A 26602-nucleotide genomic window follows, 5' to 3' on the forward strand; every position below is an offset into this window, starting at 1 on the left:
GCGGCAACTCAGTTGGAGGGCGGGTAGCGATCGACCAGCCGGTTCTGCCGCCGGTTGAGCCGCGCGAGTGCCAGCAGGCCGATGGGCCGCACGCCGGCCTTGCGCTGCGCGGCGCCGATGGCGAACAGCAGCCGCTGCTTGGCGAAGACCATGCGAAAGCCCTGCAGCACGCCGGTGTCGGGGTCCCATGCCTCGATGGCCTCGGAGCCCGCGCCGTTGATTTCCATGATGGTGAAGCCGCGCCCGGCACCCAGTTCGCGCAGGCTGTCGTAGCGCACGTCGAAGCGCCCGAAATGAAAGTCGGGCATGTCGCGCGCGACCGCATCGACGGCGCGCACCAGCTCGGGCGTGATGAGCGCCGCGCCGTCGCGGTACAGCCCGCCGACGCGGGTCGAGCCGATGGTGGCCAGCCGCACCTGCTGCCCGGCCGCCGGCACGCTCTCGGGCGGCACGCTGCACTCGTGGCGCGGCGAGCGCGCGATGCGGCGCGCCCGCGCGTCGGCCGCCACCAGCTGGGCCACGGTGCTGCGGCCGTCGCCCGTGACGCGCGGAAAGTAGCGCAGCGCCAGGCCGATGATGCGGCCCTGGCCCGTGACCGGGTCGCGTGCGTAGAAGATGCCCGCCTCGCCCTCCTGCGGAAGGTAGCGCTGCAGCACCACCGTTTCACCGGTGGGAAACGCGGCCAGGTAGGCCAGCAGTGCGGGCATGTCTTGCACCAGGCGCACGCCGTAGCCGCACAGGCCGAGGTCGGGCTTGGCGACCACGGGAAAGGCCAGGCCGCTGCGTTGCATCGCCGCGCGCAGCACGGGCTGCGTGGCCGCGCCGTCGTTGAACACCGCGCAGTGCGCCGCCGTGACCGAGCGCGCCAGCGGTCCCATGCCGCGGAAGTACTCCAGCTTGCCTTCGCCCACCAGCCCGCCCGAGGTCAGGTGCGGGTTGGCCGCCGAAGGCACTGTCGCGCCGCCGTGGCGCAGCGACAGCCACAGCCACTGCACGACCAGCGGCACGCAGATGAGCCACTTGGGCATGCGCTCCAGCACGCTGCAGTCGCGCACCCCGGCCAGGCTTGCAGTGTCCAGCCCGAGGTCGAGCCCGGCGGCCATCACGCGTTCTCCTGCGGCCGCGTGGCGACAAGGCCCACCGCCGCGATGCGGTCGATGTGCGCGTACACCGAGCGCTCCAGCTCTTCGCCAAACACGTCGGGGTCGATCTCCGCATACGACCAGTCGCAGCCCGAGCCGTCCAGCAGGGGCCGCATCTCGGCCAGGAACGGGTCTTCGCCGTCGACCATGGCCACGCCCGTGTACAGCAGCAGTTGCCCGCCCGGTGCCAGCCGCTGGAGCGACTCGGCGGCAATGCGCGCGCTGAGCGCCCGCCCGAGCCGCATGCCGCCGTGGCGGTAGGCGCGCTGCGCGGCGTCGTCGAGGTAGGGCGGGTTCGACACGATGAGGTCGAACTCGCCGTCGACGGCTGAGAGCGCGTCGCCCTGCGCCAGCGTCACCGGCACGCCGGCGGCCTCGGCGTTGACCGCCGCGTACTGCAGCGCCAGCGGGTTGATGTCGTTCATGACCACGCTCGCCGGCGTGCCTGCGGCGGCCAGCGCCCGCGCGATGGCAATGCCGCCCGCACCGCTGCCGCAGCCCACGTCCAGTACCCGCAGTGCGCGCGCGTGGGGCTGCGCCGTGCGCCCGGCCAGCGCATGGAGGACGAAGCGCGCAAAGCGGCTGGTGTCGGGCCCGAAGAACACCGCGTTCTCTTCCACCGTCGGGTAGGCCGAATGAAAGAACAGGTCGTCGCCCAGGCTCGCGATGCGCACCGTGCTGCGCAGCAGCGTGCCCATGCGCCGCGCGAGGCCGGCGTGTTCCATGCTCGCCAGCAAGTCCGGCGGCAGCGCATTCGCTTCGAACGGCAGGTTCCAGCCGAAGATGTCCCGCAGCGTGGTGCCCGGCTCGCGCCCGCGCCGCGCGAGCACGCGCTGGTGGGTGAGCGGCGTGACCGTCGTGAAACGGTAGCCGGTGGCCGCCACCTGGCGCAGCACGGGGGCCGCGTTCAGCATGCGGCGACCTCTTCGGTGTGCGGTTCCCGCAGTTCCAGGGTGTAGCGGTCGAAACAGCGCGCACCGCACACGAGCCGCATCAGCGCGCCTTCGGCAATGAACTGTCCGCACGCCGGGTCCTCGTGGACCAGCGGGTGGATCACCTCGCGCAGCCAGGCGCGCGCGTGCGAAACATCCAGCGCGCCATGCAGGTCGAAGTAGGCGCGCGCCCGCCCGCTCAAGCCCAGGCGGCGCATGCCGGCGGCCACCTGCTTCACGCGCCCGGGGGCCGTGAGCTCGATGACGCCGAGCGCGCCGATGGCGTGGTACGCGTAGCGGCGCGTGGTCGCCAGCCCCACCATGGTGTTGGCCAGCGCAAGGGATTCCCACACTGTGGTGTCGATGGCCGGGTGCAGGTCGAGCTCGCGCACCATGTGCGCGAGCATCTCGCCATGCATGGCGCTGCGCTTGCCGTGGCCCATCTCGTCCCAGAAGTTGCGCGCGCACTCCAGCTTGGGTTGCGGCGGCAGCTTGACCTGCGTGTAGGCCAGCAGGTCTTCGAAGCCCGCTTCGCCCGCGGCCTCCTGCGTGAGGAACCAGCGCATCTGAGGCAAGCTGGCCTCCTGGGCGAGCCAGTCGAACAGCGCATGCGCCTGGCCGGGGCCGGTGTGCGCGAGCGATTCGAACCAGTGGACGAAGTGGCCTGCATTGCCGGCCGACACGCAGGCTGCCGTGCGCACCGTGACACGCAGGTCTTCGAGAAACCGGCCTTCCAGCAGGCGATGCTCGTGCTCGCGTGCAAGGTCGTCCTGCCAGTGCAACGACGGTTGTCCCGGGTTCAGGCGCGTGGCGTTGAAGCGGGCCAGGCGCCGGTGGAGTTTTGCGGGCGGCGGCAGCGGCCCTTGCAGGCCGGGGTCCGTGATGTCGTGTGCGGACATGGTCGGTCCTTCTCGTCCGATGGAGCAAAAGACGCAGCGTGCGCCTTTGCTCGGCCTCTGTCCGTCAGACAGCGGCTACAAATCCGCCGTGCGTGCTCAGACCCGGGGCGGGTCTCAATCGCGCGACGGATGGCGTTGCTGGCCCACGGCCGCGGCGACTGCGCGGGCGATGCCGAGAGCTCGGGCGTGACCGGCGTCTGCAGCGCGCGCTGCAGTGCGCCGGGCACGGTCTTCATGCCCAGCCCGGCCGCCACCTTGGCGGCGAGTGCTAGGCCGCCGGGGGCCGCCCGCCGATCAGTGCGAGCAGCGCATGCGGCTGCAGCGGCTTGCCCAGGTGCGCATCGAACCCCGCCTCGGTCGCCTTGGCGTGGTCTTGCGGCCGGGTGAAGGCGGTGTGGGCCACGCAGAACAGCCGGGGCTTGCCGAGCGTGCGCTCGCGCTGGCGCACTTCGCGAATGAGGTCGTAGCCGTCGCGCCCCGGCAGGCCGATGTCGCTGATCAGCACGTCGGGCCATTTCTGCTCGAACAGCTGCAGCGCGCTGTCGAAGTCGGCGCCCAGGCGCACCGTGGCGCCGGCGTCGGCCAGCACCACCGTCATGATTTCGCTCGCATCGGCGTTGTCTTCCACGATCAGCACATCGAGGCCGGCCAGCACGCGGTCGTTGGTCGCCGCGGGCCGCGTGTCCTGCGCATCGAGCAACACGATGGGCACATCGCCCGAGGGCACCACGCCCAGCACCACGCGCAGCATGGCGCCCCGGCCCTCGCCTTCGCTGTAGGCCGAGACGCTGCCGTCGTGCAGCTCCGCCAGGTTCTTGACGATCGACAGCCCGAGCCCCAAGCCGCCGTGGAAGCGGTTGTCCGGCGAATCGCTTTGCGAGAAGCGGTCGAACAGGTGCAACAGAAATTCGGGGCTGATGCCGCGGCCGAAGTCCTGCACCGACAGGTCGAGCAAGTCGCCGTCGCGGTGCAGCTCGACGAGGATGCGACCGCCTTCGGCGGAGAACTTGATGGCGTTGGACAGCAGGTTCCACACGATCTGCTGAAAACGCGTGGCGTCGAGCCAGGCCGGTGCGTCCGCCGGCGCCTGGTCGAACTCGATGCTCACGCGCTTGGCCGCGGCCGGCGCGGCGAGTGCCTCGATGGCGGAGCTCACCAGCCCGCGCGGCTCGATCCATTCGCGGTGCAGGCGCAGCTTGCCGGAGCTGATGCGCGACACGTCCAGGATGTCGGCGATCAGCCGCGTCTGCGCCTTCACGCTGCGGTCGATGGCGTTCAGGCCTTTTTCCATCTGCTCGGGCGTGCGGTTGCCCACCTTGAGCACGTGCACCCAGCCGCCGATGGCGTTGAGCGGGTTGCGCAGCTCGTGCGAGAGCACGGCCACGAAGTCGTCCTTGGTGCGGCTCTGGCGCTCGGCCGAGGCGCGCGCGGCCTGCTCGCGCTCGAGCACCTCGCGTCGGCGCCCTTCGAGCTCGAAGCGTTCCGACACGTCCAGCGCAATGCCCACGCGCAGGCCCGGCTCGATTTCGGCCGACATGGTCCATTCGAGACGGACCCAGGAGCCGTCCCTGCGCCGCAGCGGGAACTCGCCGTTCCATGGCGTCGTCGGCGTGTGCGCGCCCAGTGCGCCTGCCGTGTGGGCCGTCACGAAGGCCGTCCATTCGTCGGGCGCGAAGGCGCTGACCGGCTGGCCGATCAGCGTGTCGCGCGCCTGGCCCAGCATGCCGACCATGGCCGGGTTCACGTCGGCGAACCGGCCCTCGGCGTCGATCAGCGCCATGCCCGTTGGGGCCTGGTCGTAGATGGCGCGAAAACGCGCTTCGCTGTTGCGCTGCTTTTCCTCGGCCATGCGCGCGCGGATCAGCGCCTGCAGCGTGGCCACCAGCACCGGGGGCTCCACAGGGTGCACCAGGTAGGCGTCGGCGCCGGCGTTCAGGCCGGCCACCTTGTCCTCGTTGCGCACGAAGGTGGCCGACAGGTGCACCACGGGCAAGGTGGAGGTCGCCGGCTTGATGCGCAGTTCGCGGCACACCTCGAAGCCGCTGAAGTCGGGCAGGTGCACGTCCAGCACCACGGCCGAGATGTGTTGCGAGGCCAGCGCAAGTGCCTCGCCGCCGGTGCCCGCCTCGCGCGTTTCGAAGCCGGCGGCACGGATCACGCGTGCGGTGGTGTAGCGCGTGGTGGGGTTGTCGTCCACCACCAGCACGGTGTGGCGCGACCGGTCGATCGTGGTGTTGATCAGCGGTTCGGTTGGCATGGCTATTCCGGCAGCGCCGATTCCTGACGGTGGAGCTGCACCGGCAGCGTGACGGAAAAGACCGAGCCTTTGCCGAGCTCGCTGGCCAGCTCCACGCGCCCACCCAGCAGCACCGCGAGCTGCCGGCTCAGCGACAGGCCCAGCCCGGTGCCGCGCAGGCGCTTTTGCACCGGCGAATCCACTTGCGAGAAATCGTCGAAGACGGCGGCGTGGTTTTCGGGTGCGATGCCGATGCCCGTGTCCGCAACCGAGAACCGTACCTCGTCGTCGCCCACGCGCATCGCGGTGACGCGCACCTCGCCGTGCGGGGTGAACTTGAGCGCGTTCGAAATGAAGTTGCGCAGGATCTGCGAGAGCTTGCGGTCGTCGGTGTAGAGCTTGGGCAGCCCCTCGGGCTCCTCGAAGATCAGCGCGGTGGCCGGGTTGTGCAGCACCGGGCGGAACATGCCGCGCAGCGCGGAGAACAGGTCGACCATTTCGAACCAGGCCGGCGAGATGTCGACCCGGCCCGCCTCGATCTTGGCCAGGTCGAGCAGGTCGTCGACCATGTCGGCCAGCTCGGTGGCGGTGGTGTCGACAAAGCCGACCTGCTTTTCCTGCTCGGGCGTGAGCGGCCCGTCCACGCGGTCGCTCAGCAGGCGCACGATGCTGCGGATGGCGTTGATCGGGGTACGGAATTCGTGGCTCATGTAGGCCAGGAATCGGCTCTTGAGTTCGGTGGCCTTCTGCAGCTGCTGGGCCTGGGCGTCGAGCTCGGCGTACAGCGCCACCACGCCGCGGTTGGTTTCCTCGAGCTCCGCGCGCAGCTCGTCGACTTCGCGCCGGCTTGCGGCCAGCGCCTGCACGGTGTCTTCACAGTCGGCCGGGCCGTTGCTGTTCATGCGTTTTCCTTTTGGCGGATCACCACCACGGTGGCGTCGTCGCGGTGGCGGGTATGGTCGCGCAAAAGAACCGCCGCGACCAGCGCCGGGTCCTTTTGCAGCAGGGGACGGAGGCGATCGACGCTCCAGCGGGTCTCGATGCCGTCGCTGTGCAGCACCACCAGTGCATGGGCCGGCAACTCGAGCGAGGTGACCTCGGGCTTTCGGATCTGCAGGCCCGCGGTGCCGTGCTGGGTGACGACAGATTTGTCGAACACGCCCGACAGCACACGGCCCACGATGTTGCCGGCGCCGGTGTAGGTGACGGTGGCGCTCGCGGTGTCGATGCGCAGCGCGCACATGGCGGCGCCGCGCGTGGTCCGGAGTTCGCTGTGCACGCGCTGCACGGTGTCGCGCAAATCGGCGTCGGGCGCCGTGGCGAAGGCGTCGATCGCAGCCTGCGAGGCCTTGGCCGCTTCCGGACCGTGGCCCAGGCCGTCGGCCACCAGGAAGGTGGTCTGTGCGCCGTGCGTTGCGGCTGCCCAGGCGTCGCCGCACACCGATTCGTAGGGCGCCGGCAGGCGAATTGCCCCGATCTGCAACGCCGGCGCAGCCTCGGACTGCGTTGCCGCTGCCGCCGACGGGCCCGCGGACGGGCGCACGCGGGCCACGCTCACCGTGCCGTGCGGCACCGACGAATGAATGTCGAAATCGCTCGCCAGCCGGCGCACCGCCCCCAGCCCCGTGCCGGGCGTCGTGCTGGAGGAGTGGCCGTCGCGCATGGCGAGGGCGATGTCGGGGATGCCGGGGCCTTCGTCGATGCAGATCATTTCCATCTCACCCGCCCCGCCCGTCCCACCCGCCCCGCCGGGCTTGCCGGCCGGGGGCCGCGCCGCGATCAGCAGCCGGCCTTTCTTTGCATGGCGCACGAGGTTGGTGCCCAGCTCGGTCACCACCAGTGCCAGCCGCCCCGCGTCGACCTCGCCCCAGCCCAGGTCCGCCGCCGCCTGCGCGGCATGCCGGCGCGCCTCGCCGACGCGGCTGGCGTCGTCCATGGGAAACGCCTTGTGGGTCCAGCCCGTGATGGTGGCGCCTACTTCCACTTGGTGATGCTCACTCGGGTGCCCTGGCCCGGCGCCGAGGCAATGTCGAACTCGTTCACCAGCCGCTTGCTGCCCGGCAGGCCCAGGCCCATGCCGCTGCCGCTGGTCCAGCCGTCGGTGAGCGCGAGCGCCATGTCGGCAATGCCCGGCCCCTCGTCCTCGAAGTGCAGCAGCAGGCCGCGCCGCCCGTTGCGTTCGACGAATTCCCAGCGCATGCGCCCGCCGCCTCCGTGGATCAGCGTGTTGCGCGAGAGCTCGCTGGCGGCGGTGATCATCTTGGTCTGGTCGACCAGCGAGAGCTTCAGGTCCAGGCACAGGGCACGCACCATCTGGCGGCTGGCGACGATGTTCTGTTCCGTCAGCAGCGGCAAGGTGCCGGAGAGTTCAATGGCCAAGAACATTCTCCAGCCGGGAACGCCGCAGGAGCTCCATGCCGCGCTCGACATTGAGCGCCGTCTTCACGCCGTCGAGCGACAGCCCGAGCTCGACCAGCGTGATCGCCACGGCGGGCTGCATGCCCACCACCACCGTCGTGGCCGAGAGGATGCGGGCGATGCCCGAGATGCTGGTGAGCATGCGCCCGACGAAGGAGTCGACGATCTCGAGCGCCGAGATGTCGATCATCACGCCCGAGGCGCCGGTCACGGCGATGCGGTTGGCCAGGTCGTCCTGCAGCGTGAGGGCGGTCTGGTCCTGCATGTCGACCTGGATGGTCACCAGCAGCGTGTCGCCCATGCGAAGAATTGGAATGCGGTCCATGGTGGGTGCCGCTTACTTGTCTGCCGCGCCGCGCGTGACGCGCCAGCCGGTTTGCTGCAGCGCGAGCGCCAGCGCGTCGGCCAGCGTGGCCTTGGTGCGCACGCCCTGCAGGTCGATGCCCAGGTGCACGATGGTCTGCGCAATCTGCGGGCGAATGCCGCTGATGATGCAGTCCGCGCCCATGAGCCGGATGGCGGTGACGGTCTTCAGCAGGTGCTGCGCGACCAGCGTGTCGACCGTGGGCACGCCGGTGATGTCGATGATGGCCAGCTCGGAGCCGGTTTCCACGATTTTCTCGAGCAGGGCTTCCATCACCATCTGCGTGCGGCTGCTGTCGAGCACGCCGATCATCGGCACCGCGAGCACGCCGTCCCACAGCTTGACGACGGGCGTGGAGAGTTCCAGCAGCTCTTCCTGCTGGCGGCGAATGATTTCTTCGCGCGCCTGCTGGTAGGTGCCCACGGTGTGCTGCGCCAGCTTGTCGACGGTGGTCGACAGCGCCCAGAGCGAACTCGCCATGGCGAGCGCGTCGGTGCCCAGGCGGCGCTGGATGGCGGCGAACAGCGGCTTCTTGAGTGCGAGCACGAACAGGCTCGTTTCGGCCACCGACTGGCCCTTGGCCGCGCGCGTCTGCGACAGCGCACCGAGCGTCTCGCGCAGCCCGGCCCAGGCGGGCACCTCGAAACGCGCCGGATCGCCGCCGGCCTGCAGCCCTTCGCGCAGCTGGCGAAGGATGTCGGTCGCCTCGGCTTGCGCGGCGCGGCGCGCGCCCGGTTCGCTGACCTGGGCTTCGTCCAGCCAGGCATCGACGACGGTCGTTTCTTCGTCGCGCAGGGTGTCCAGCAACGCTTGGTATTCGCTCTTCATGAAGTTCCTCTTGGATTTTTTGGGTGCGTCCGCGTGAAACGACTGAAGTGCGAGCGCGAGCGATGTCTGCCCGCTGCAATATGTCGCGTTTCACTGGGCCAGATCGTAGCCCTTGCACACCGTTGTTAACGGTGTTTGCAAATGCGAGATGCCGCCAATTCACGTAGGCCCATGCCTACAACGACATGCTGCTTGCGCGCACGCGCCGGTGCGATGCAAGGTCTTCGGTGCTGGAGGCACCGCCGTCGAGGCAGCCGTTTCAGGAAAAAGGCAGCACCTTCACGTCGAACACCCGCTCGCCCAGCCAGATGGCCGCCACCAGCACCGCCAGCGCCGAGCCGCCGCGCAGCACCAGCGGCGGGTAGCGCCGCCAGTGGCGCAAGGCCAGCAGCGCGACCAGCACCACGGCCACCACCATCAGCTGCCCCGCTTCCACGCCCAGGTTGAACTGGAGCAGGGCGACGACGAAGTCCCGCAGCGGCAGGTCGAGCTCGGCCAGCGCACCCGCGAAGCCGAAACCGTGGATCAACCCGAACAGGAAGCTGAAGAGCTTGCGCCGCCCGCGCAGCACCGGGTAGATGTTGTCGATGGCGGCCAGCATGATGGTGATGGCGATGCCCGGCTCGATGATGCGCGGCGAGATGGTCACCACCTTCAGGCCGGCGAGCGCCAGCGTGATCGAGTGCGCGATGGTGAACATGGTGACGATGCCCAGCATCGGCCACACCGCCTCGCGCCAGCCGATGACCGGCTCCCACCCCTCGGGCCTGCGGCGCAGCACGGCGGGCAGCAGCAGGCACACCAGGAACAGGATGTGGTCGTAGCCGATCAGGATGTGATGGATGCCGTCGCGAAAGAAGCTGGTGTCGGACGCGGGCGTGTCGGCCATGGCCGTTGCCGCTGCGCCCGGCCAGGGCACCGCGACCGCGCCGGCCGACGGATCGAGCGAGCGCACCGTCGGCTGGACGGCGCCTTCGACTTCCACGCGCAGCAGCCCGCGGTGCGTGGGGTCGACCTCGCGGAACAGCCGGTAGTCGATGTCGAGCGCGGTGCTCGCTGCCAGGGCGGGGCATTGGCCGCGCAGCTGCAGCACGAGGTAGGCGCCGTCGATGCGGTCTTCGACGGCGGCGGGTTGTGCTTCGGCCAGCGCGCACCGGCCCTGCTGCAGCCGCAGGCGTGCCAGCGCATAGCCGCGGATGTCGGCCAGGCGCGTGCGCACCTCGCCCCAGCTGAGCTTGCGGTCGGCGTTGGTGTCGAGGTCGAGCAGCGCGTCGAGGTCGCGCAGCGCGATGTCCCAGCGCAGGTCGATCGTGTCGCCGCTGCGGTGCAACAGCAGGTAGGCGTCGCTGGCCTTGTGGGCATGGGCCGGCGCCGCTGCGAACAGCAGCGCCAACAGCATCGGCACGGCCCACGCGGCCCACGCGGCCCGCGAGGCCCGCACGGCCCGCACGGCCCGTTCAAAGCATCGCATCGACACGCGCATCCTTCAGTCCGATCTGTTGCATCAGGGCCTTCACTTCGCCGCGCGCGGCGTCGTTCCTGGCGGCCGCGGCGGCGCGGGCGAACACCAGCAGGTCGATGGGTTCGCGCTGCAGCTTGACGTTCAGGCGCGCGAGTTCGAGCGCGCGCTGGGGGTCGTTCTGCACGTCGAGCGCGAACATGGCTTCTTCGCGCGCATGCAGCGCGGTGGTGCCGGGGCGCAGCGCGGAGGCCTCGAAGCGCTGGCGCAACTCGTCGGCCTCCGCCTGGGCTCCCTTGTCGCGTGCGGATGCAGCGGCAATGGCCAGGCGCAGCAGCACGGCATCGCTGCGTGCTTCCTTGGCGAGCAGGCCTGGAATCTCGGCGTGCCGCCCGGCGCGCTGCAGGTAGTCGCTGTAGGCCAGCAGCAGGTAGCCCGAGCGCTGCGCCGCCACCGCCTTGCGGTAGGCGGCATCGGCCTGGGCGGACCGGCCCGCGAGCTCCTCGACCTCGGCCACGCTGGTCAGCAGCCACTGGCGCGTGCCGGCCTGTGCGGCGCCGGCCAGCGCCGGGTTGGCCAGCAGCTCTTGCAGGGTGTCGCGCGCCTCGTCGTGCCGGCCGCGCAGGCCGGCGTTCTCGGCCAGGCAGGCGACGCCGTACAGCGCGGGACCGACGCGGCCCAGCGCGCGGCAGGCGGCGTCCGATTCGTTGTAGCGCCCGCGCACGCGCAGGATGGTGGCCAGCGTGATCCAGCCTTGCGCGTCGTTGGGCTGGCGTGCCAGCGCGACCTTGAGGGTGGCCTCGGCACCGTCGAAATCGTGCAGGAACTGCGCGATGGTGGCGCGCATGACCAGCACGGCGGGCGGCGTGTCGGCCGCGGGCTGGGCCTCCCAGGCCTGCAGCGCGCCCAGGGCGTAGCCGGCATAGCGCGCGTCGCCCTGGTCGCGCGCCAGGTTCAGATAAGTGGTCGCCGCCTCGATGGCGGTGGCCGGGTCGTCGGGCCGCCGCACCAGTTCACGGCGCAGGCGGCGTTGTTCGCTCGACCAGCCGGCCACGGCGGGCAGTGTTTCCACCACCGCGTCGTCGCTGGCCGGCACGCGGGGCACGGCGTGCGCCGCGCCGGCGAGCACCAGCATCGCCGCCGGCAGCACCAGCCACCGGCCGATGGGGCCGATGGCGCGGATGGCACGCGCGAAGGGAATGCAGGCTCGCATGGCGCGGTGCCTAAGGCGTGGCGACCGGGTCCCGCGTCTCCGACGTGGGCGGCGGATCGAACTGCGCCACGTTGGCCGCGTCGTCGGTCTCGGACTGCGTGGCCACCAGCGCCACCACGTAGGCCACGAAGGCGTCGTAGGCGCTGACCTCCACCGGCGGCTGGTTGTCCGGCGGCGGTGTGGTGGCGATCGGGAACGGGTAGAAGCCGCCCCCGCCGCCGCCCCCGCCGCCGCAGCCCGCCAGGGCCGCCGCAAGGACGACCGCACCGGCGGCGCAAGAAAGGAGTCGTGTGTTTTTCATGGGATACCTCTGGTTCATGGCACGTTCACTGCGGGTTCACGGCGCCAGGCAGCGGAAGGTTCAGGTACGGAAAGGTGTCGGGGAACTGCGCCGGGCTCTGCAATGCGCCGTCGGTGATGGCAGCGCCGCCGGCCGGTGCGTCCGCGGGCTTGCAGCCCACCTTGAGCGCGTCGTTGGCGCCGGTCAGCACGCACAGGGCGCCCATGGCCACGCGCAGCTCGATGTCGACCACGTCGTCGCCCGGGCGGCGGCCGTTCGGAAAGCCCGCGAGGTCGTTGCCGGCCACGCCCAGGTTGCTCTGGCTCGCCTTGGGCGTGGGCGTCGTGCTGGTGTTCAGGCGCAGCATCTCCGACGCCTTGACGTTGGTCGGCTGGTTCACGCCGGAAATACCGGTCAGGAACGCGGCCACCAGGTCGGTGCGCGGGAAGTTGGTGGGCGCCGGGGCGCTGGGAAACAGCGTCTGGATCAGCGCCGGCAGCGTGGGGTTGGTCACGTAGGTGGCGAACTGGCCGTCGTCCATGGGGCGTGAGCTGTTGAACTTGTCCTTGTCCTTCAGGCCGATGACCACCTCGTTGACCAGCGGCATGCCCAGGCGCGACACCTGCGCCCAGGCACCGCCGTTGAGGGTGGTGGTGCCGTGGCCGCTCTTGGGCGGGTTGGCGATCAGGCGGCCCTGGCGCGCGCTGGCCGTGGTCCAGCCGCCGATGATCGGGCCGGTGCCGCCCGCGGTGAGGCAGGCGATCGGCACCTCGAGCGCCAGCGTCGACACGTTCTTCTGCGCCAGCGCGTCGGGGTTGGCGTTGGTGGTGCCCAGCGGGTTCAGGTTGATCAGGTCGAACACCTGGCCCAGGGCCACGGTGAACGGGTCCTTGCGCTGGCCGGCGAACACGCGGCCCGGCGTGCTGCAGCCCGGAATGTTGACGCTGTACAGGTGCTGCGCCGCGTAGGCGGCATAGCCGGCCGGGCCGCCGAAGGTCTTCTCGCCGATGTTGTCGGTCGGGCGGTCGAACACGTTGGAGCCGTTGGCCGCGTTGGTGACGGCCTCCGACCGGCCCTTGCGGCGGTCGCCTCGCACCACGGTGAGGGTGAAGGTTTCGCGCAGGTTGCTGGTGGCCTGGTTGGGGCCGGTGATGGCACCGGCCTGCACCAGCGGAATCGACACCTGCTTGCCCGAAATGGGCAGCTGGATGTCGCGCAGCGTGTTGGTGAAGCGGAACTGGAACGTGAGCGCCTCCGTGGCGCTGCCGGTGTTGTCGATATGGATCTCGTACAGCCCGTTCGGGTCCATGGTGAAGTAGTTGGGGCCGCCGTAGGCGCTCTGGTCGGGCTGGTAGTTGGCGATCAGCGTCACGAAGTCCTGGCGGTTGGCCTCGTAGCTGCGGAACATGTAGAAGTCCGTGCCGTCCAGCTTGGGCATTCCCGCGATCGACGGGGCCTCGCGGTGGCTGGACGCGAACGCACCCGTGGCGGCAACCGCGCACAGGGCCAGAACACAGGCCCGAACGGGCGTTTGGGGCAATCTCATCGGCGTCACCTCGGTAGTGAAGATGTTGGAATGGGCACGAACGACACACGCGGCGCAAAGGCCGTCGCTGTTTGAGTACGCGCAACAAGTTCAGCCGGATGTGCGAATGCGGGTAAGTAGTTACGCGCATTGCCAGCGCGGCGCGGTAGGCGCAAACGCGTGCGCCCGCGGTCAAGCCGCGCTCACGAGGCGCACGGGGGCTTCAGGTCGCCCAGATGCGCGGCGTGGCCGCGCCCAGCTGCCACAGCTCGCTGCGCCATGCCTGCCACACCTGCCGCAGCAGGTGCATCGCGGGCTCGACCACCGGGGCCAGCACGCGCAGCACGACGATTTCGCCATGCGGGCTGGTGGCGCCCGCGCTGTCGAACAGGGGGCTCGCCTCGAGCAGCGTGCGCGCCTGCGCGAGCAGGGCGTCGCGCCGCGCGCGCGCCAGCGGGGTGCCCGCCACGAAGAACAGCGAGGCCATGCAGCGGTGGCCGCCCAGGCCGATGGGGCTTTGCAGCAGCCGGTGGTCGGCCGCGTCGATGCGCCCGCGCTCCAGCCACACGCCGGGCACCTCGATGTGCTGCAGGTAGGTACCCCGCTCGAAGGGCTGGTTGGCGTTGGGCAGGCCGAGCGCGGTGACGTCCCAGCCGAGCAGCTCGGCGCCGGGCGCGACTTCGATGGACAACCGGTTCTCCGCCTGGCAGCCGCTGTAGCAGATGGCTTCGAGCGGCAGCCATTCGAGCCGCGCGCCCGCCGCCAGGCGGATGCGCGTGCGCTGCAGCGCCAGCTCGCCCTCGGAGCGGTAGAAGCGCGAGGCGCCGGGCGTGGTGATGAGGCCGTGGCTGCCGTCGGCGGCCTCGATGTCGATGTCCAGCGTGTCGCCGCCCACCAGGCCGCCCGGCGGGTGCACGAGCACGTTGTGGCACACCGTGTCGCCCTCGGGGTACAGGCTCTGCAGGATGCGCAGCGGCCCGTCGTGGCGAAAGCGCGCGACGGTGCGGGCGGACTCTTTTTGATAGGCGAGATGGAGACGGGCGTGCCAGGGCATGCAGCGAGTCTAGAGGCAGCGCCCGCCGTTTCTGGTCAGGGCAGCAGCAGGATCGCACCGGCGACCGAGCGGCTTTCCGCGGCCCGGTGCGCATCGGCCGCGTCGGCCAACGCGAAGCGCGCGCCGATCGATGCGCGCACCGCGCCCGAGGCCATCGCGTCGAACACGTCCTTCGCATTCGCGCGGAAGGTGGCGGGGTCGGCGTTGTGCGGGAACACAGAAGGCCGTGTGAGGAACAGGCAGCCCTTCTTGTTGAGCAGCTCGGGGTCGATGGCCGGCGCCGGCCCCGAGGCCGCGCCGTACAGCACCACCATGCCGAAGGGCGCGGTGCAGTCCAGCGAGCCCATGAAGGTGTGCCGGGCCACCGAGTCGTACACCACGCGCGCCTTGGCGCCGCCGGTGGCGGCAATCACCTGCTGCACCCAGTCGGCCTGCGAATAGTCGACGGCCACGTCGCAACCGGCGGCGCGCGCGGCCTCGCACTTGGCCGCGGAGCCGGCGGTGCCGATGACGGTGGCGCCCAGCGCCTTGGCCCAGCCGCTGAGGATCTGGCCGACGCCGCCCGCGGCCGCATGCACCACCACGATGTCGCCGGGCTGCACCGCGTGCGTCTTCTTCACGAGGTACTGCGCGGTCATGGCCTTGAAGAACACGGCGGCCGCGTCCTCGTCGGAGATGGCATCGGGAATGCGCACCAGCTTGGCGGCCGGCACGTTGCGGCGTTCCGCATAGGCGCCCACGCCGGCGTTCATGTAGACCACGCGGTCGCCGATGGCCAGGTCGGCGACCCCGTCGCCGAGTGCCTCGACCACGCCCGTGGCTTCGTGGCCCAGGCCGGTGGGCGAGGGCAGCGGGTACTTGCCGCTGCGCTGGTAGATGTCGATGTAGTTGAAGCCGGCGGCGGTCTGGCGCAGTTGCGCCTCGCCCGCGGCGGGCGCGGGCAGCTCGACGGTCTCGAGGCGCATGGCTTCGGGGCCGCCGAATTCGGTCACGCGGATGGCGCGGGTCTGTGTGGGTCGGGTCATGAGGGGCTTGCTCCTTTGTCTCGTGGGCCGTGGTTGGCCGACGCGATTCTGAGCGAAGCCGCGGTCCCGGGCAGGCGCGGGTCTTTCAGACCTTCCAGGCCCCGTCGTGCGCCGCGCTGGCCTCGTCGACCAGCGCGGGTCCGATGCACTCGATGGGGTGCGGCGAGGCGCGAAACACGTCGCGGCACGACAGCTCGGCGTCGCGCTGGTCCTGCCGCTCGCCGCGGAACACGCGCAGTCGTTCGGCGTCGATGCCGAACACCACGCGCCCGATGTTCGACCAGAAGATGGCGCCGGCGCACATCACGCAGGGCTCGCCCGAGGCATAGAGCGTGGCGCCCGCCAGCGTTTCGCGCGAGATGTTGCGCCCGGCCAGCGCGCGCAGCGCATTGACCTCGGCATGCGCGGTGCAGTCGCCGGTCTCGATGTTGCTGTTGCCGGCCTCGGCCAGCACTTCGCCCGAGGCCGAGACGATGACCGAGCCGAAGGGGCGGTTGCCCCGCCGGCGTGCCGCGTGCGACCACACGATGGCCTTGCGCAGGTAGCGGCCGTCGCGCTCTTCGAGCGCGGTTTCGGCGGGGTAGGTGGTGGTGTTGCTGTTGAAGTTCATGACTTGGGAAGATTGCGTTCGCTGCGCAATGGGAGCATCGAAGTGTTGAAGATGGCGTCGGACGCGGGCTTGACCTTGAGGCCGAACACATCGGCCACCTCGTCGACCTGCTGCTCGAGCGTGAGCTTTTTGATGTCGCCCAGGCCGTGGCCGCGCGTGTCCGCCGCGCCCACGTACTGGGCGGTGATGCCCCAGCGCTCCAGCTCGATCTTCTCGTCGAGGATGGGCTCGCGCTGGCGCATGGCCGCGATGCTGGGCGCCGGGTTGGCGAAGGTCTCGACGATGGCGCGGTTGCTCGCGCGCAGGAAGGCGGCCACCACCTTCGGGTTCTGCGCAATGAGGTTGCTGCTCGCGAGGATGGCGTTGCCGTACAGGTCGACGCCCGCGTCGGCGTACTTGAGCACCGACAGCTCCTCGGGCTTCATGCGCGCGAACAGCGAGACGGCCGAGTCGTGGAAGTAGGTGGCGGCATCGACGTCACCGCGCACCATCACGTTGTCGCGCGCGCTGAAGTCGGTGGTCTGCCACTGGAAGGCATCGCCGCGCATGCCCTGCTTGCGCGCCACCAGGGGCCAGGCGCGGCGGGTCGACTCGACGGCGGCCGCGGCCACCTTCTTGCCCTGCAGGCTCTTGAAGTCGGCCGTCACGCCGCGGTCCTTGCGCCCGATGATCACGAACGGTGCGCGGTTGTAGTACTGGTACACGGCCTGCACCATCGGCGTGCCCGCGTTCTGCGCGTTGAACTCCACCAGCGAGCTGATGTCGCCCAGGCCCAGCTGGTACACGCCGCTGGCGATGCGCGTGATGGAGGCGACCGAGCCGGCGCCCGTGTCGATGCTCACGTCGAGCCCTTCGTCCTTGTAGTAGCCCTTGGTCATTGCCAGGAAGAAGGGCGCGGTCTGCCCGTTGATGCGGAAGTCGAGCGTGAACTTGAGGGGGGTGAGCTTGCCGCCGCCCTGCGCGAAGACGGAAGGGGCGGCGATGGCGGCTGCGGTGGTGCCGGCGGCTGCAAGAAAGAATCGACGTTGCATGGTGGGGCCTCGGAATCTTCGGGTCTCTTGAATCCCCCCGCAAAAAGCAGAAGGCGTTTCAAGAGCAATTTCCGGGCGGCGCACGTTCGTGGTGCGTGCGCTGCTGAACGCTTCTACTCTTGCGGCCGGTGATGCACGACGCATGCCAAGGGCGATGCCAACCGGTTTTGCTCGGGCTTTGCGACCGGGGGCTTGGAGCGATGGCGCAGCCGCGTCACAATCCGGGCGCGCAATTTGCATGGCAGGTTGCGCAGAGTAGAAGCGTTCAGCCGCGCGGTGCCACCCCTCCCCCCGCACCCCCGGCAGGAAATTGCTCTTTCAGTTCGTCCCCACACGACCACAGAAGGAGTCCGCGCATGCTCGTTACCCAACAACCCGTCTTCCGCAAGTTCTGGCATGCCGTCATGCCGCTCACCGAACTGGCCCACGGCCCCAAGCCTTTCAGGCTGCTGGGCGAAGACATCGTCCTCTTCATCGACGCCGGCGGCCAACCGGCCGCCTTGCGCGACCGCTGCTGTCACCGCACCGCCAAGCTGTCGAAGGGCTGGTGCGTGGACAGCCAAGGCCAGGCCTGCGGCACCGGTGCCATCCAGTGCGGCTACCACGGCTGGACCTACGACCGCAGCGGCCAGGTGGTGCGCATTCCGCAGTACGAGCCCGAGCGCAAGATCTCGCCCGACTACAAGACCACGGCCTACCGCTGCACCGCGCGCTACGGCTACGCCTGGGTGGCGCTGGAAGAGCCCATTGCCGACATTCCAGCCATTCCGGAGTTCGACGACCCGGGCTACCGCACCATCTTCCAGTTCTACGAGGAGTGGCAGACCAGCCCGATGCGCGCGCTGGAAAACTCCTTCGACAACTCGCACTTCAGCTTCGTGCACCGCGCCACCTTCGGCGTGGCCGCGAGCCCGAAGCCGAGCAAGTACGAGCTGGTGGAAAACGAGTCGGGCTTCCACGCCGAGACGGTCATCGAGGCCACCAATCCGGTGAAGTTCCTTGCGATCAGCGGCGTGACCGACCCGATCACCACGCGCCACATGCGCAACGCCTACTTCCTGCCGTTCTCGCGCCGGCTCGACATCGAGTACCCGAGCGGGGTGCGCCACATCATCATCAACTGCTTCACGCCCATCGACGACGCGCGCATGCAGCTGTGCCAATGGCTGTTCCGCAACGACACCGAGGCCGACTGCGCCGCGCAGATGCTGATCGACTTCGACGATGCGGTGACGCGGGAGGACAAGGACATCCTCGAGTCGACCGACCCCGACGCGCTGGTCGACACGCGCCGTCGCGGGGTCGAGTACTCGATGGAGTCGGACCGGCCGGGCATGCTGATTCGCAAGCACCTGATGCAGCTGCTCGCCAGGCATGGCGAGGCGGAGGTTCACCGCGGCATGCACGCGGTCATTCCTGTGGCAAGGGCTGCCTGAGCGGCTGTCAGGGAAACGCGGGCATCGGCAGGCACTCGAAGCCCGGCTTCGCGAACAGGTAGCCCTGGAACAGGTGCACGCCCTGGTCTTCGAGCCAGCGCAACTGGTCGGTCGACTCGATGCCTTCGGCGATCAGGTCGATGCGAAGCTCGCGGCACAGACCCACGATCGCCCGCACGATCGACTGGCGCGGTCCGCTCATCTGGATCTGGCGCACCAGGGCGATGTCGACCTTGAGCTGGTCGGGCTGGAATTCGGCCAGCAGGTTCAGCCCCGAGTAACCGGCCCCGAAGTCGTCGATGGCCACCTTCAATCCCTGGCGCCGGTACACGTCGATCGACTCCGAGAAGCTGCGATGGTCCTGAATGGCCTCGGTCTCCGTGATCTCGATGACGATGCGCTCCGGCGCAATGCCGCATCGCATGGCCGCCTCCAGGGTGCTGTCCAGGCCGCGCGGCGACGCGATGGCGCTTTGAGGCATGAAGTTCAGGTTCAGGTCGCAGTCGATTCCCAGGCGTGCCGCCTGCTCGATGGCGTCGACCCGGCCATCGGCGTCGAAGCCGTAAAGCTGCGCGGCAGGCACCGCTCCCAGCACCTGGAACGCCGATTCGCCCCGGGCCCCGCGAACCAGGGCCTCGTACGAAACGACCCTGCGGGTCGCCGTGTCGATGATCGGCTGATACGCGTAGCTGCGGCCGTACGCCGAGCGCCAGGCCGCTGCTGCAGGCGCGGAGACGTCCGGGTCGGCGGCGGCGATGCTTCCTTGCGCCGCGCGACCGGCGATGTTCTGCCGCCAGCGTCCGTCGGCAAAAGCGGCGATCACACGGCGCGCCTGCGCCGGATTCATTTGCATGAACGTCGCGCCCGCGTCGAAGAAGTCTTGCAGCCCGTCGATGGCGCCGAGCTCGGCCCGGGTCAGTGTCATGGAGGACATGGACCATTCGTCGAACTGGCGCGCTGGAAGGGGCTCTTTCAGGATGCAGACGATCTCGCCGTGGCGCGCGTCCGCGACGATCTTCTGCAAGGTCTCCTCGACCACGGCCGGCGGGCCCTCCAGCAATTGAAAGAAGTGGCGGTCGTCGTAGAGAAGAAAGCCCGTGAGCCCACGGCTTTCGTTGGCGTCGCTGGCCCGTTGCATCAGCTGCGCCAGGGCGCGGGGTTCGAAGGCCTGTGTCGCTTTGCTCGCGTAGGCGATGTGAATGAGGGGTTGCATCAGTTGATTCCGTGCGCTTAGGGTAGCAACGGAAACGGACTGCGCAACCACGACTTCGCGGCGATCGTGTAGGCCGATGTGCCGTGAAGCTGCCGACGCTTCGGGCGGGAGCCGGGGGGTGGCGTCAGGCCGGTGCGGTCGCCGGGTTCGGGCGCGGCGCGCGCGACGGGCCCTGTGCGTAGCGGTCCATTGCCAGCCCGTCCGTGCGAATCTCCGGCCGCTGGCCCATCACCATGTCGGAGATGAGCTTGCCCGAGCCGCAGGCCATGGTCCAGCCCAGCGTGCCGTGGCCGGTGTTGAGGAACAGGTTGGCGTAGCGCGTGCCGCCGACGATGGGCGTGCTGTCGGGCGTCATCGGGCGCAGGCCGGTCCAGAAGGTGGCGCGCGGCAGGTCGCCGCCGGGGAACAGGTCGCTCACCACCTTCTCGAGCGTGGCGCGGCGCGCCGGGTTCAGGCGCAGGTCGAAGCCGCCGAGCTCGGCCATGCCGCCCACGCGGATGCGGTTGTCGAAGCGCGTCACCGCCACCTTGTAGGTCTCGTCGAGCACGGTGGACTGCGGCGCGAGCGATTCGTCCAGCAGCGGCACGGTCAGCGAGTAGCCCTTGACCGGGTACACCGGAATGTCCAGCCCCAGCGAGGCGACGGCGGCGCGCGAGTAGCTGCCGAAGGCCATCACGTAGCGGTCGGCCGTGAGCACCTTGCCGGCGGTGGTGCGCACGCCGGTGATGCGGCCGCCGTCGGTTTCCAGGCCGTCGATGGTCTGGCCGAAGCGAAAGTCCACGCCCAGGCCGCGCGCGATGTCTGCCAGGCCGCGCGTGAACAGGTGGCAGTCGCCGGTTTCGTCGTTGGGCAGGCGCAGCCCGCCCGCGAGGCGGTCGCGCGCGCCGGCCAGCGCGGGCTCGACGCCGGCGAGCGCGTCGCGGTCGAGCAGTTCATAGGGCACGCCGCACTCTTCGAGCACCGCGATGTCGCGCTGCACCGCGTCGAGCTGGGCCTGCGTGCGAAACAGCTGCAGGGTGCCGCCGGTGCGCTGCTCGTACTGCAGGCCGGTGTCGGCGCGCAGCTGCTGCAGGCAGCCGCGGCTGTATTCGGCCACGCGCATCATGCGTTCCTTGTTCACCGCATAGGCCTCGGGCGAGCAGTTGCGCAGCATGGCGGCCATCCAGCGCAACTGGAACAGCGTGCCGTCGGGGCGGATGGACAGCGGCGCGTGCTTCTTGAACATCCACTTGATCGCCTTCAGCGGAATGCCCGGCGCGGCCCACGGCGTGGAGTAGCCGGGCGAGACCTGGCCGGCATTGCCGAAGCTGGTTTCCTCGGCGGGACCGTCCTGCCGGTCGAGCAGGGTGACCTCGGCGCCCGAGCGCGCGAGGTAGTAGGCCGTGGTGGTGCCGATCACGCCGCCGCCGAGAACGATGACTTTCATGGTGTATTCGCTGATTCAGATGGAATAGATGGAATCTAAAGGGCACAATGCCGTGGATTCCATCGTTTTTAGAGATTCGGCAGTGAAAGTAGCTGCCGAAAATCGTCCAATGCCCCGCGCGAAGTGAAATGCCCGAACTCGACCGAATCGACCGCAAGATCCTCGATGTCCTGCAGCGCCAGGGGCGCATGTCCATGACCGAACTGGCCGAGCACATCGGCCTGTCGGCGTCGCCCTGCGCCGAGCGCGTGAAGCGCATGGAGCGCGACGGCGTCATCACCGGCTACCACGCGCGCGTGTCGCCCGAGGCGCTGGGCAAGACGCTGCTGGTGTTCGTGGAGATCAAGCTCTCGGCCAAGTCGGGCGAGGTGTTCGACAAGGTCAGGCAGGAGCTGCTGCACATGCCTGAGGTGCTCGAATGCCACCTGGTGTCGGGCAGCTTCGACTACCTGGTGAAGGCGCGCCTGAGCGGCATGAGCGAGTACCGGCACCTGCTCGGCGACATCCTGAAGAAGCTCCCCGTGGCGGCCGAGTCGCACAGCTACGTCGTCATGGAGGAAATCAAGGAGACGCTGGTGCTGGCGGTGGACCGATGAGCGCCAGCCGCGTCGCCTTTTTCCCCGTGCTTTCCTGTTCCTGATTCACAACCACGCCCCACCAAGGACACCGGCATGACCATTTCGATTCGCCGCGACGGCACCACCGGCACGCGCCACATCCTGAAGATCCGCAACCACGAGATTGCGGTCGATGCCTCGCCCGCCGGTGGCGGCAGCGACGCCGGCCCGGACCCGCACGACCTGTACGACGCGTCGCTCGCGGCCTGCAAGGCGCTCACCGTGCTGATCTACGCGCGCCGCAAGGGCATTCCGGTGGAAGACATCGAGGTGGTGGTCGACCGCGACAACAGCGACGAGCGCAAGGGCGTGTACCGCCTGAAGTCGGGCCTGCGCATGACCGGCGATTTGACCGAGGCGCAGCGCGAGGAGCTGCTGCGCGTGGCGGCCAAGTGCCCGGTGCACAAGCTCATGACCGAGGTGAAGACCGAGATCGAGACCGGCTGGGCGGACTGAGCGCGCCGCGCCGCACGACGGCGCACCCCACCGCGGTTCAGGCCCAGGTCATGAACCGGATCGCGCGCAGCACCTCGGCCTCGCGCTCCATCAGGAAGTCGGCGTGGCAGGCGTTGTCGAGCGTCAGCCGATGCGGGGTGTTCAGGGCAGCGACCAGGCGGTCCGAGTTGGTCTGGTAGACGCGGCGAATCACGCGCAGCAGGTCCGCCGCGTACTTCTCGGTGGTGGCGTCGAACGGCTGCGCCAGCCATGGCAGCAGGTCGCGCGCGGTGGCGGGCAGCGCCGTGACCACCAGCGAGGGCGCGCGCACCGCGTGGTAGTCGGGCATGAAGTTGTGGGCGGCCACGTCCATCGCGGTGGCTGCGCTGTCCGGCGTGTTGGGGCGCACGCTGCCGTCGGGGCGCAGGTCTAGCGATTCGCGCAGGTTGGCTTCGAGGGCAGGCCACCAGTTCTTCACCAGCCGGCGGTTGAAGGCCACGGCGGCTTGCAGCGAGCTGCGGTCGGCGTCGCCGGGCACGGGCTCGTCGAGCGCGGCATTGACCGGCGGATCTTCGCCGCCCGTGTCGGGGATGTCCTGGTAATGAAAGGTGGTGTCCAGGTACACGAGGCCTTGCACGCGCTCGGGGTAGAGGCCCGCGAAGCGCGTGAGCTCGTTGCCGGCGATCGAATGGCCGGCGAGCACCACGCGCGGCAGGCCCAGGTCGTCGAGCACCGCCTTCAGGTCGGCGGTGAGCGTGTCCGTGTCGTAGTACTGCGTGGCCGAGCGCACCGGCAGCGGCTTGTCCGAGAGGCCGTAGCCGCGCCGGCTGATGGCCACCACGCGCGAGTCGGCCGCCAGCGCAGGCGCCAGGCTGTCGAAGTAGCGGGCGTTGGCGCCCAGGCCGGCCAGCAGCACGATGGTGGGGCCCGTGTTGCCGGTGCGTTGCCAGTCGCGCACCTGCAGCGAGACGTCGGGTGTGTGCGAGACCTGCACGAAACGGTCCGTGACCGAGACGGTGCCCACCGCGGGGTCGGCAGGGCCGGCGCTCGTGCCGCTTGCACTGCGCCCTCCGCCGCAGGCCGCAAGCCCGGCAACGCCGGTCAGCGCCATGGCGCGCAAGAGGTCCCTGCGCCGGGGCTGGAAGCGGTTGGGCCGCAGGTGCAGGAGCGTGGGTGCGAGGGGGCTGTTCACGTCGGTGTTCCGTGTGGGAAAGAGTCGTTCCAGTGTCCGGTTCGCACCTGAAGAGCGGCTGCGCCCTTCATGAAGATTTCCTGAACTGCGCCGCCGGTGCTTCGCAGATACTTCGGCCTCCCCCGGCACCGTGCTGGCTAATTCGCGTGGAGCGCCATGAATCTCTTGCTGGTTGAGGACGACCTGGATCTCGGCAACGGCGTGCGCATTGCGCTGGCCAACCAGGGCATGGACGTGGTGTGGGTGCGCCGGCTCGACGACGCGCTGCGCACGCTCGACGGGGGCACCTTCGACATGGTGCTGCTCGACCTCGGCCTGCCCGACGGCGACGGGCTCGACCTGCTGTTTCGCCTGCGCCGCGACAAGCAGATCCTGCCGGTGCTGGTGCTGAGCGCGCGCGATGCATTGAACGACCGGCTGCGCAGCCTGGACGACGGCGCGGACGACTACCTCGTCAAGCCCTTCGCGCTGGCCGAGCTGCTGTCGCGCGTGCGGGCGCTCGCGCGGCGCAGCTACGGCTTCAACGACGAAACCATCCGCATGCGCGGCCTGGCGCTGCACGAGCCCACGCGCGGCGTGATCGTCGACGGCGAGCCGGTGGAGCTGTCGCGCTGCGAGTTCGACCTGCTCGCGCTGCTGCTCAAGCGCACCGGCCGCGTGGTCACGCGCCGCGTCATGGAAGAACAGGTGCTGCCCGGCGGCCAGGCCAACGGCAGCAATTCGCTGGAGGTGCACATCTCCAACCTGCGCAGGAAGATCGGGCAGGGCTACATCCGCACGGTGCGCGGCATCGGCTACGTGGTCGACGTGCAGTCGCTGGTGCGGAGCACGCCGAAATGATGCTGGCGCTGTCGAGGCGCTGGAAGAACTGGAAGCAACCGTCCCTGATGCGGCGCCTGCTGCTGGCGCAGATGGCCGTGGTCGCCCTGCTGTGGACCATGACCATCGCGCTGCTGCTGTACGACTCCTATGACGACCCCGAGCTGCTGAAGTACGACAAGATCTTCAACGCGGTGCTGGTCGTTGCGCAGAGCATGGCCGAGCAGCCCCAGCGGCAGCAGGAAAGCCTGGCCGCCTTCGACGCCGCGCTGGTGGAGACCGTGGGCGACGGCGACGCCGCCTCGGACAGCGCGCCGGTGCTGCAGGTGTGGCAGCACGGCAAGCTGATCTACCGCTCGACGGCGGGCGTGCCGGTCATTCTGAACAGCGCGCCCGACCGCATCGAGACGGTGAAGGCCGGCAACCGCGAATGGCGCGCGCGTACGCTGGTCTCGCCCACCTCCGACACGCGCGTGATGCTGGCCGAGCCCAGCGTGTGGCGCCTCACGGTCACGGTGCTCAACCGAGGCTACTACCTGCTGCCGCTGGTCATCAGCCTGCCGTTCCTGATCTTTCCGGCCTGGCTGTCGGTGCGTCTCGCGCTGCGGCCATGGCGCCAGGTGAGCAGGGAAACCGCCGAGCGTGGGCCGGCCGACCTCTCGCCGTTGTCGTACGCGCCGCCGCACAAGGAGCTGCAGCCGCTGGTGCAGAGCATCAACAGCCTGCTGCAACGGGTGCGCGACAGCACCTCGCGCGAACGCAGCCTGATTGCCGACGCGGCCCACGAGCTGCGAACGCCGCTGGCGGCCATGCGCGTGAACGTGGAAGCGCTGAAGGAGCAGAGCACCGACGAGGACCAGCGCGAGCTCATGGGCAACCTGCTGCGCAGCAACGACCGCGCGGCGCGCCTGGTGGGGCAGCTGCTGCAGCTGATGCGCAGCGACGCGGTCTCGGACAACAGCCTGCCGGTGATGCTGTCGCTCGACGCGCTGGTGCAGGACCGGCTCGCGATGATCGAGGGGCTGGCCAGCGCGCGCCATGTGGAGCTGGAACTGGTCTGCGACGACCGCGTGCCGGTGCTGGGCGAGCGCGAGAGCCTGGTCTCGATGATCGACAACCTCATCAACAATGCCATCAAGTACAGCCCGGAGGGCGCGACGGTGATGGTGCATGTGTTGCGCGACGGCGCGCACGCGCTGCTGACCGTCGCCGACAGGGGGCCGGGCATTCCGGCGCTGTTGCGCGAGCGGGTGTTCGACCGGTTCTTTCGCAATCCGGAACAGACGCAGAGCGGCAGCGGGCTGGGCCTGGCCATCGTCAAGTCGGTGGTCGACCGGCACGGCGGGGAGGTCGTGCTCGGCGAGGCGGCGGGCGGCGGGCTGCTGGCCACCGTGCGGCTGCCGTTGGCCGAGGCGGATGCGCCGCTGCCCTTGCTGTGCGGCTGAAAAAGCCCGAGATGCCCTTCAAAGACCCGGTCAGCTCCATTTTGGGGCGACGATTTACACTACCGGGCTGCCTCCGGGTGCCGTTTACAGGACACTTTCACCAATGAAGTGGGTCATTCTTGCCATCTTCGCGCTCAGCGCGCTCTACGTTCACTTCCGCGGCCAGGTGCGGCACAAGTTCTTCAGACAGCTCTCTGACCACTCGACCTTCCTCGCGCCGCTGAACGTCTTCATGTACCTTTTCTCGAAGGTGCCGGGTACGCCGTACCTGTCGCCCGCGCAGTTCCCCGAGATGCGCATCCTCGAGGAGAACTGGGAAGTCATTCGCGAGGAAGCGCTGGCCATGCGCAACGGCGGCAGCATCAAGGCGTCGAGCCAGTTCAACGACGTGGGCTTCAACTCCTTCTTCAAGAGCGGCTGGAAGCGCTTCTACCTGAAGTGGTACGACGAGGCCCATCCGTCGGCCGCCGTGTTGTGCCCGCGCACGACCGAACTGCTCAAGGGCATCGGCACCATCAAGGCCGCCATGTTCGCCGAGCTGCCGCCGGGCAGCCGCCTCGTGCGCCACCGCGACCCCTTCGCCGGTTCGCTGCGCTACCACCTGGGCCTGTGGACACCCGGCGTCGAAGGCTGCTACATCGACGTGGACGGCCAGCGCTACCACTGGCGCGACGGCGAGGCCGTGGTGTTCGACGAAACCTTCATTCACTACGCCGAGAACACCACCGACCACGACCGCGTGATCTTGTTCTGCGACATCGAGCGCCCGCTGAAGTACCGCTGGGCCAGCGCGGTGAACCGCTGGTTCGCGAAGAACCTGCTGGCCGCCGCGAGCTCGCCCAACGAAGCGGGCGACAAGACGGGCGGCATCAACCGCGCGTTCAAGTACATCTACCAGATCCGCGTGGTCGGCAAGCGCCTGAAGGCCTGGGACAAGCGCGCCTACTACCTGGTGAAGTGGGCCATCTTCGGCGGCCTGGCGCTCTGGATCTTCTGGTGACCG

General features: G+C 69.4%; 26 protein-coding genes. 6 read left to right on the top strand and 20 right to left on the bottom strand.

The genetic code is table 11. The features are described from left to right. Positions 1-8 precede the first annotated feature (8 nt). The 17 genes from ACSFA5_RS04615 to ACSFA5_RS04695 form a co-directional block, all read right to left on the bottom strand. Complete coding sequence (locus tag ACSFA5_RS04615) at positions 9-1103, bottom strand: hypothetical protein (protein ID WP_435442835.1); 1095 nt, start codon at positions 1101-1103, stop codon at positions 9-11. After that, positions 1103-2056, bottom strand: a complete 954-nt coding sequence (locus tag ACSFA5_RS04620) for a methyltransferase (protein WP_435442836.1) — start codon at positions 2054-2056, stop codon at positions 1103-1105. Before ACSFA5_RS04620 ends, ACSFA5_RS04615 begins: the two co-directional genes overlap by 1 nt. Further along, complete coding sequence (locus ACSFA5_RS04625; protein WP_435442837.1) at positions 2050-2973, bottom strand: iron-containing redox enzyme family protein; 924 nt, start codon at positions 2971-2973, stop codon at positions 2050-2052. Before ACSFA5_RS04625 ends, ACSFA5_RS04620 begins: the two co-directional genes overlap by 7 nt. A 268-nt stretch (positions 2974-3241) precedes the next feature. After that, positions 3242-5230 carry a hybrid sensor histidine kinase/response regulator gene (locus ACSFA5_RS04630; RefSeq protein WP_435442838.1) on the bottom strand — a complete coding sequence of 663 codons (1989 nt, stop codon included), beginning with the start codon at positions 5228-5230 and terminating at the stop codon, positions 3242-3244. A gap of 2 nt (positions 5231-5232) precedes the next feature. After that, entirely contained in the window at positions 5233-6111 is an 879-nt protein-coding gene (locus tag ACSFA5_RS04635) for a sensor histidine kinase (RefSeq protein ID WP_435442839.1), read from the bottom strand. Then, complete coding sequence (locus ACSFA5_RS04640) at positions 6108-7193, bottom strand: SpoIIE family protein phosphatase (protein ID WP_435442840.1); 1086 nt, start codon at positions 7191-7193, stop codon at positions 6108-6110. Before ACSFA5_RS04640 ends, ACSFA5_RS04635 begins: the two co-directional genes overlap by 4 nt. After that, a complete protein-coding gene (locus tag ACSFA5_RS04645; protein WP_435442841.1) occupies positions 7184-7588 on the bottom strand; it encodes an anti-sigma regulatory factor in 405 nt (134 codons plus the stop codon). Before ACSFA5_RS04645 ends, ACSFA5_RS04640 begins: the two co-directional genes overlap by 10 nt. Next, on the bottom strand, positions 7578-7952 hold the full coding sequence (locus tag ACSFA5_RS04650) for an STAS domain-containing protein (protein WP_435442842.1): 375 nt from the start codon (positions 7950-7952) through the stop codon (positions 7578-7580). Before ACSFA5_RS04650 ends, ACSFA5_RS04645 begins: the two co-directional genes overlap by 11 nt. Positions 7953-7964: 12 nt before the next feature. Continuing rightward, positions 7965-8819: an STAS domain-containing protein gene (locus tag ACSFA5_RS04655; RefSeq protein WP_435442843.1), complete on the bottom strand. Its 855-nt coding sequence runs from the start codon at positions 8817-8819 to the stop codon at positions 7965-7967. Between the two features lie 259 nt (positions 8820-9078). Further along, entirely contained in the window at positions 9079-10290 is a 1212-nt protein-coding gene (locus ACSFA5_RS04660) for a HupE/UreJ family protein (protein ID WP_435442844.1), read from the bottom strand. After that, positions 10277-11491 carry a tetratricopeptide repeat protein gene (locus ACSFA5_RS04665; RefSeq protein WP_435442845.1) on the bottom strand — a complete coding sequence of 405 codons (1215 nt, stop codon included), beginning with the start codon at positions 11489-11491 and terminating at the stop codon, positions 10277-10279. The genes ACSFA5_RS04660 and ACSFA5_RS04665 overlap by 14 nt, the downstream gene beginning before the upstream one ends. A 10-nt stretch (positions 11492-11501) precedes the next feature. Continuing rightward, on the bottom strand, positions 11502-11792 hold the full coding sequence (locus ACSFA5_RS04670; protein ID WP_435442846.1) for a hypothetical protein: 291 nt from the start codon (positions 11790-11792) through the stop codon (positions 11502-11504). A gap of 25 nt (positions 11793-11817) precedes the next feature. After that, positions 11818-13317, bottom strand: a complete 1500-nt coding sequence (locus tag ACSFA5_RS04675) for a DUF4331 domain-containing protein (RefSeq protein ID WP_435442847.1) — start codon at positions 13315-13317, stop codon at positions 11818-11820. A 202-nt stretch (positions 13318-13519) separates the two neighbouring features. Then, complete coding sequence (locus tag ACSFA5_RS04680) at positions 13520-14350, bottom strand: urease accessory protein UreD (RefSeq protein WP_435442848.1); 831 nt, start codon at positions 14348-14350, stop codon at positions 13520-13522. A 35-nt stretch (positions 14351-14385) separates the two neighbouring features. Next, positions 14386-15375 (bottom strand): quinone oxidoreductase family protein, encoded by a 990-nt coding sequence (locus ACSFA5_RS04685; RefSeq protein WP_435442849.1) that lies wholly within the window; start codon positions 15373-15375, stop codon positions 14386-14388. A gap of 85 nt (positions 15376-15460) precedes the next feature. Continuing rightward, entirely contained in the window at positions 15461-15985 is a 525-nt protein-coding gene (locus tag ACSFA5_RS04690; RefSeq protein ID WP_435442850.1) for a nucleoside deaminase, read from the bottom strand. Beyond that, positions 15982-17016 carry an ABC transporter substrate-binding protein gene (locus ACSFA5_RS04695; protein ID WP_435442851.1) on the bottom strand — a complete coding sequence of 345 codons (1035 nt, stop codon included), beginning with the start codon at positions 17014-17016 and terminating at the stop codon, positions 15982-15984. The genes ACSFA5_RS04690 and ACSFA5_RS04695 overlap by 4 nt, the downstream gene beginning before the upstream one ends. 356 nt (positions 17017-17372) lie before the next feature. On the opposite strand from ACSFA5_RS04695, the gene ACSFA5_RS04700 reads away from it, so the two are divergent. Then, entirely contained in the window at positions 17373-18452 is a 1080-nt protein-coding gene (locus ACSFA5_RS04700) for an aromatic ring-hydroxylating dioxygenase subunit alpha (protein WP_435442852.1), read from the top strand. A 7-nt stretch (positions 18453-18459) separates the two neighbouring features. Here ACSFA5_RS04700 and ACSFA5_RS04705 read toward each other — a convergent pair whose 3' ends face one another. Together ACSFA5_RS04705 and ACSFA5_RS04710 are read right to left on the bottom strand one after the other, a co-directional pair. Continuing rightward, the gene (locus tag ACSFA5_RS04705) at positions 18460-19665 is read right to left on the bottom strand and encodes a diguanylate phosphodiesterase (protein ID WP_435442853.1); all 1206 of its coding nucleotides are present in this window, start codon (positions 19663-19665) and stop codon (positions 18460-18462) included. A 124-nt stretch (positions 19666-19789) separates the two neighbouring features. Further along, positions 19790-21091 (bottom strand): D-amino acid dehydrogenase, encoded by a 1302-nt coding sequence (locus ACSFA5_RS04710; RefSeq protein ID WP_435442854.1) that lies wholly within the window; start codon positions 21089-21091, stop codon positions 19790-19792. 128 nt (positions 21092-21219) lie between these two features. Between ACSFA5_RS04710 and ACSFA5_RS04715 the strand changes: the two genes are divergently transcribed. Together ACSFA5_RS04715 and ACSFA5_RS04720 are read left to right on the top strand one after the other, a co-directional pair. Beyond that, a complete protein-coding gene (locus tag ACSFA5_RS04715; RefSeq protein WP_435442855.1) occupies positions 21220-21687 on the top strand; it encodes a winged helix-turn-helix transcriptional regulator in 468 nt (155 codons plus the stop codon). Between the two features lie 75 nt (positions 21688-21762). Continuing rightward, positions 21763-22164: an OsmC family protein gene (locus ACSFA5_RS04720; RefSeq protein WP_435442856.1), complete on the top strand. Its 402-nt coding sequence runs from the start codon at positions 21763-21765 to the stop codon at positions 22162-22164. 37 nt (positions 22165-22201) lie between these two features. On the opposite strand, the gene ACSFA5_RS04725 is transcribed toward ACSFA5_RS04720, so the two are convergent. Beyond that, a complete protein-coding gene (locus tag ACSFA5_RS04725; protein WP_435442857.1) occupies positions 22202-23335 on the bottom strand; it encodes an alpha/beta fold hydrolase in 1134 nt (377 codons plus the stop codon). A 156-nt stretch (positions 23336-23491) separates the two neighbouring features. On the opposite strand from ACSFA5_RS04725, the gene ACSFA5_RS04730 reads away from it, so the two are divergent. From ACSFA5_RS04730 to lpxO, 3 genes are all read left to right on the top strand, one after another. Next, positions 23492-24175: a response regulator gene (locus ACSFA5_RS04730; protein ID WP_435441557.1), complete on the top strand. Its 684-nt coding sequence runs from the start codon at positions 23492-23494 to the stop codon at positions 24173-24175. Then, a complete protein-coding gene (locus tag ACSFA5_RS04735) occupies positions 24172-25599 on the top strand; it encodes a sensor histidine kinase (RefSeq protein ID WP_435442858.1) in 1428 nt (475 codons plus the stop codon). The genes ACSFA5_RS04730 and ACSFA5_RS04735 overlap by 4 nt, the downstream gene beginning before the upstream one ends. 103 nt (positions 25600-25702) lie before the next feature. Further along, entirely contained in the window at positions 25703-26599 is an 897-nt protein-coding gene (gene lpxO, locus ACSFA5_RS04740) for a lipid A hydroxylase LpxO (RefSeq protein WP_409171275.1), read from the top strand. Positions 26600-26602 lie beyond the last annotated feature (3 nt).

The sequence above is a fragment of the Variovorax monticola genome (assembly GCF_051216855.1).
Taxonomy (GTDB): domain Bacteria; phylum Pseudomonadota; class Gammaproteobacteria; order Burkholderiales; family Burkholderiaceae_C; genus Variovorax.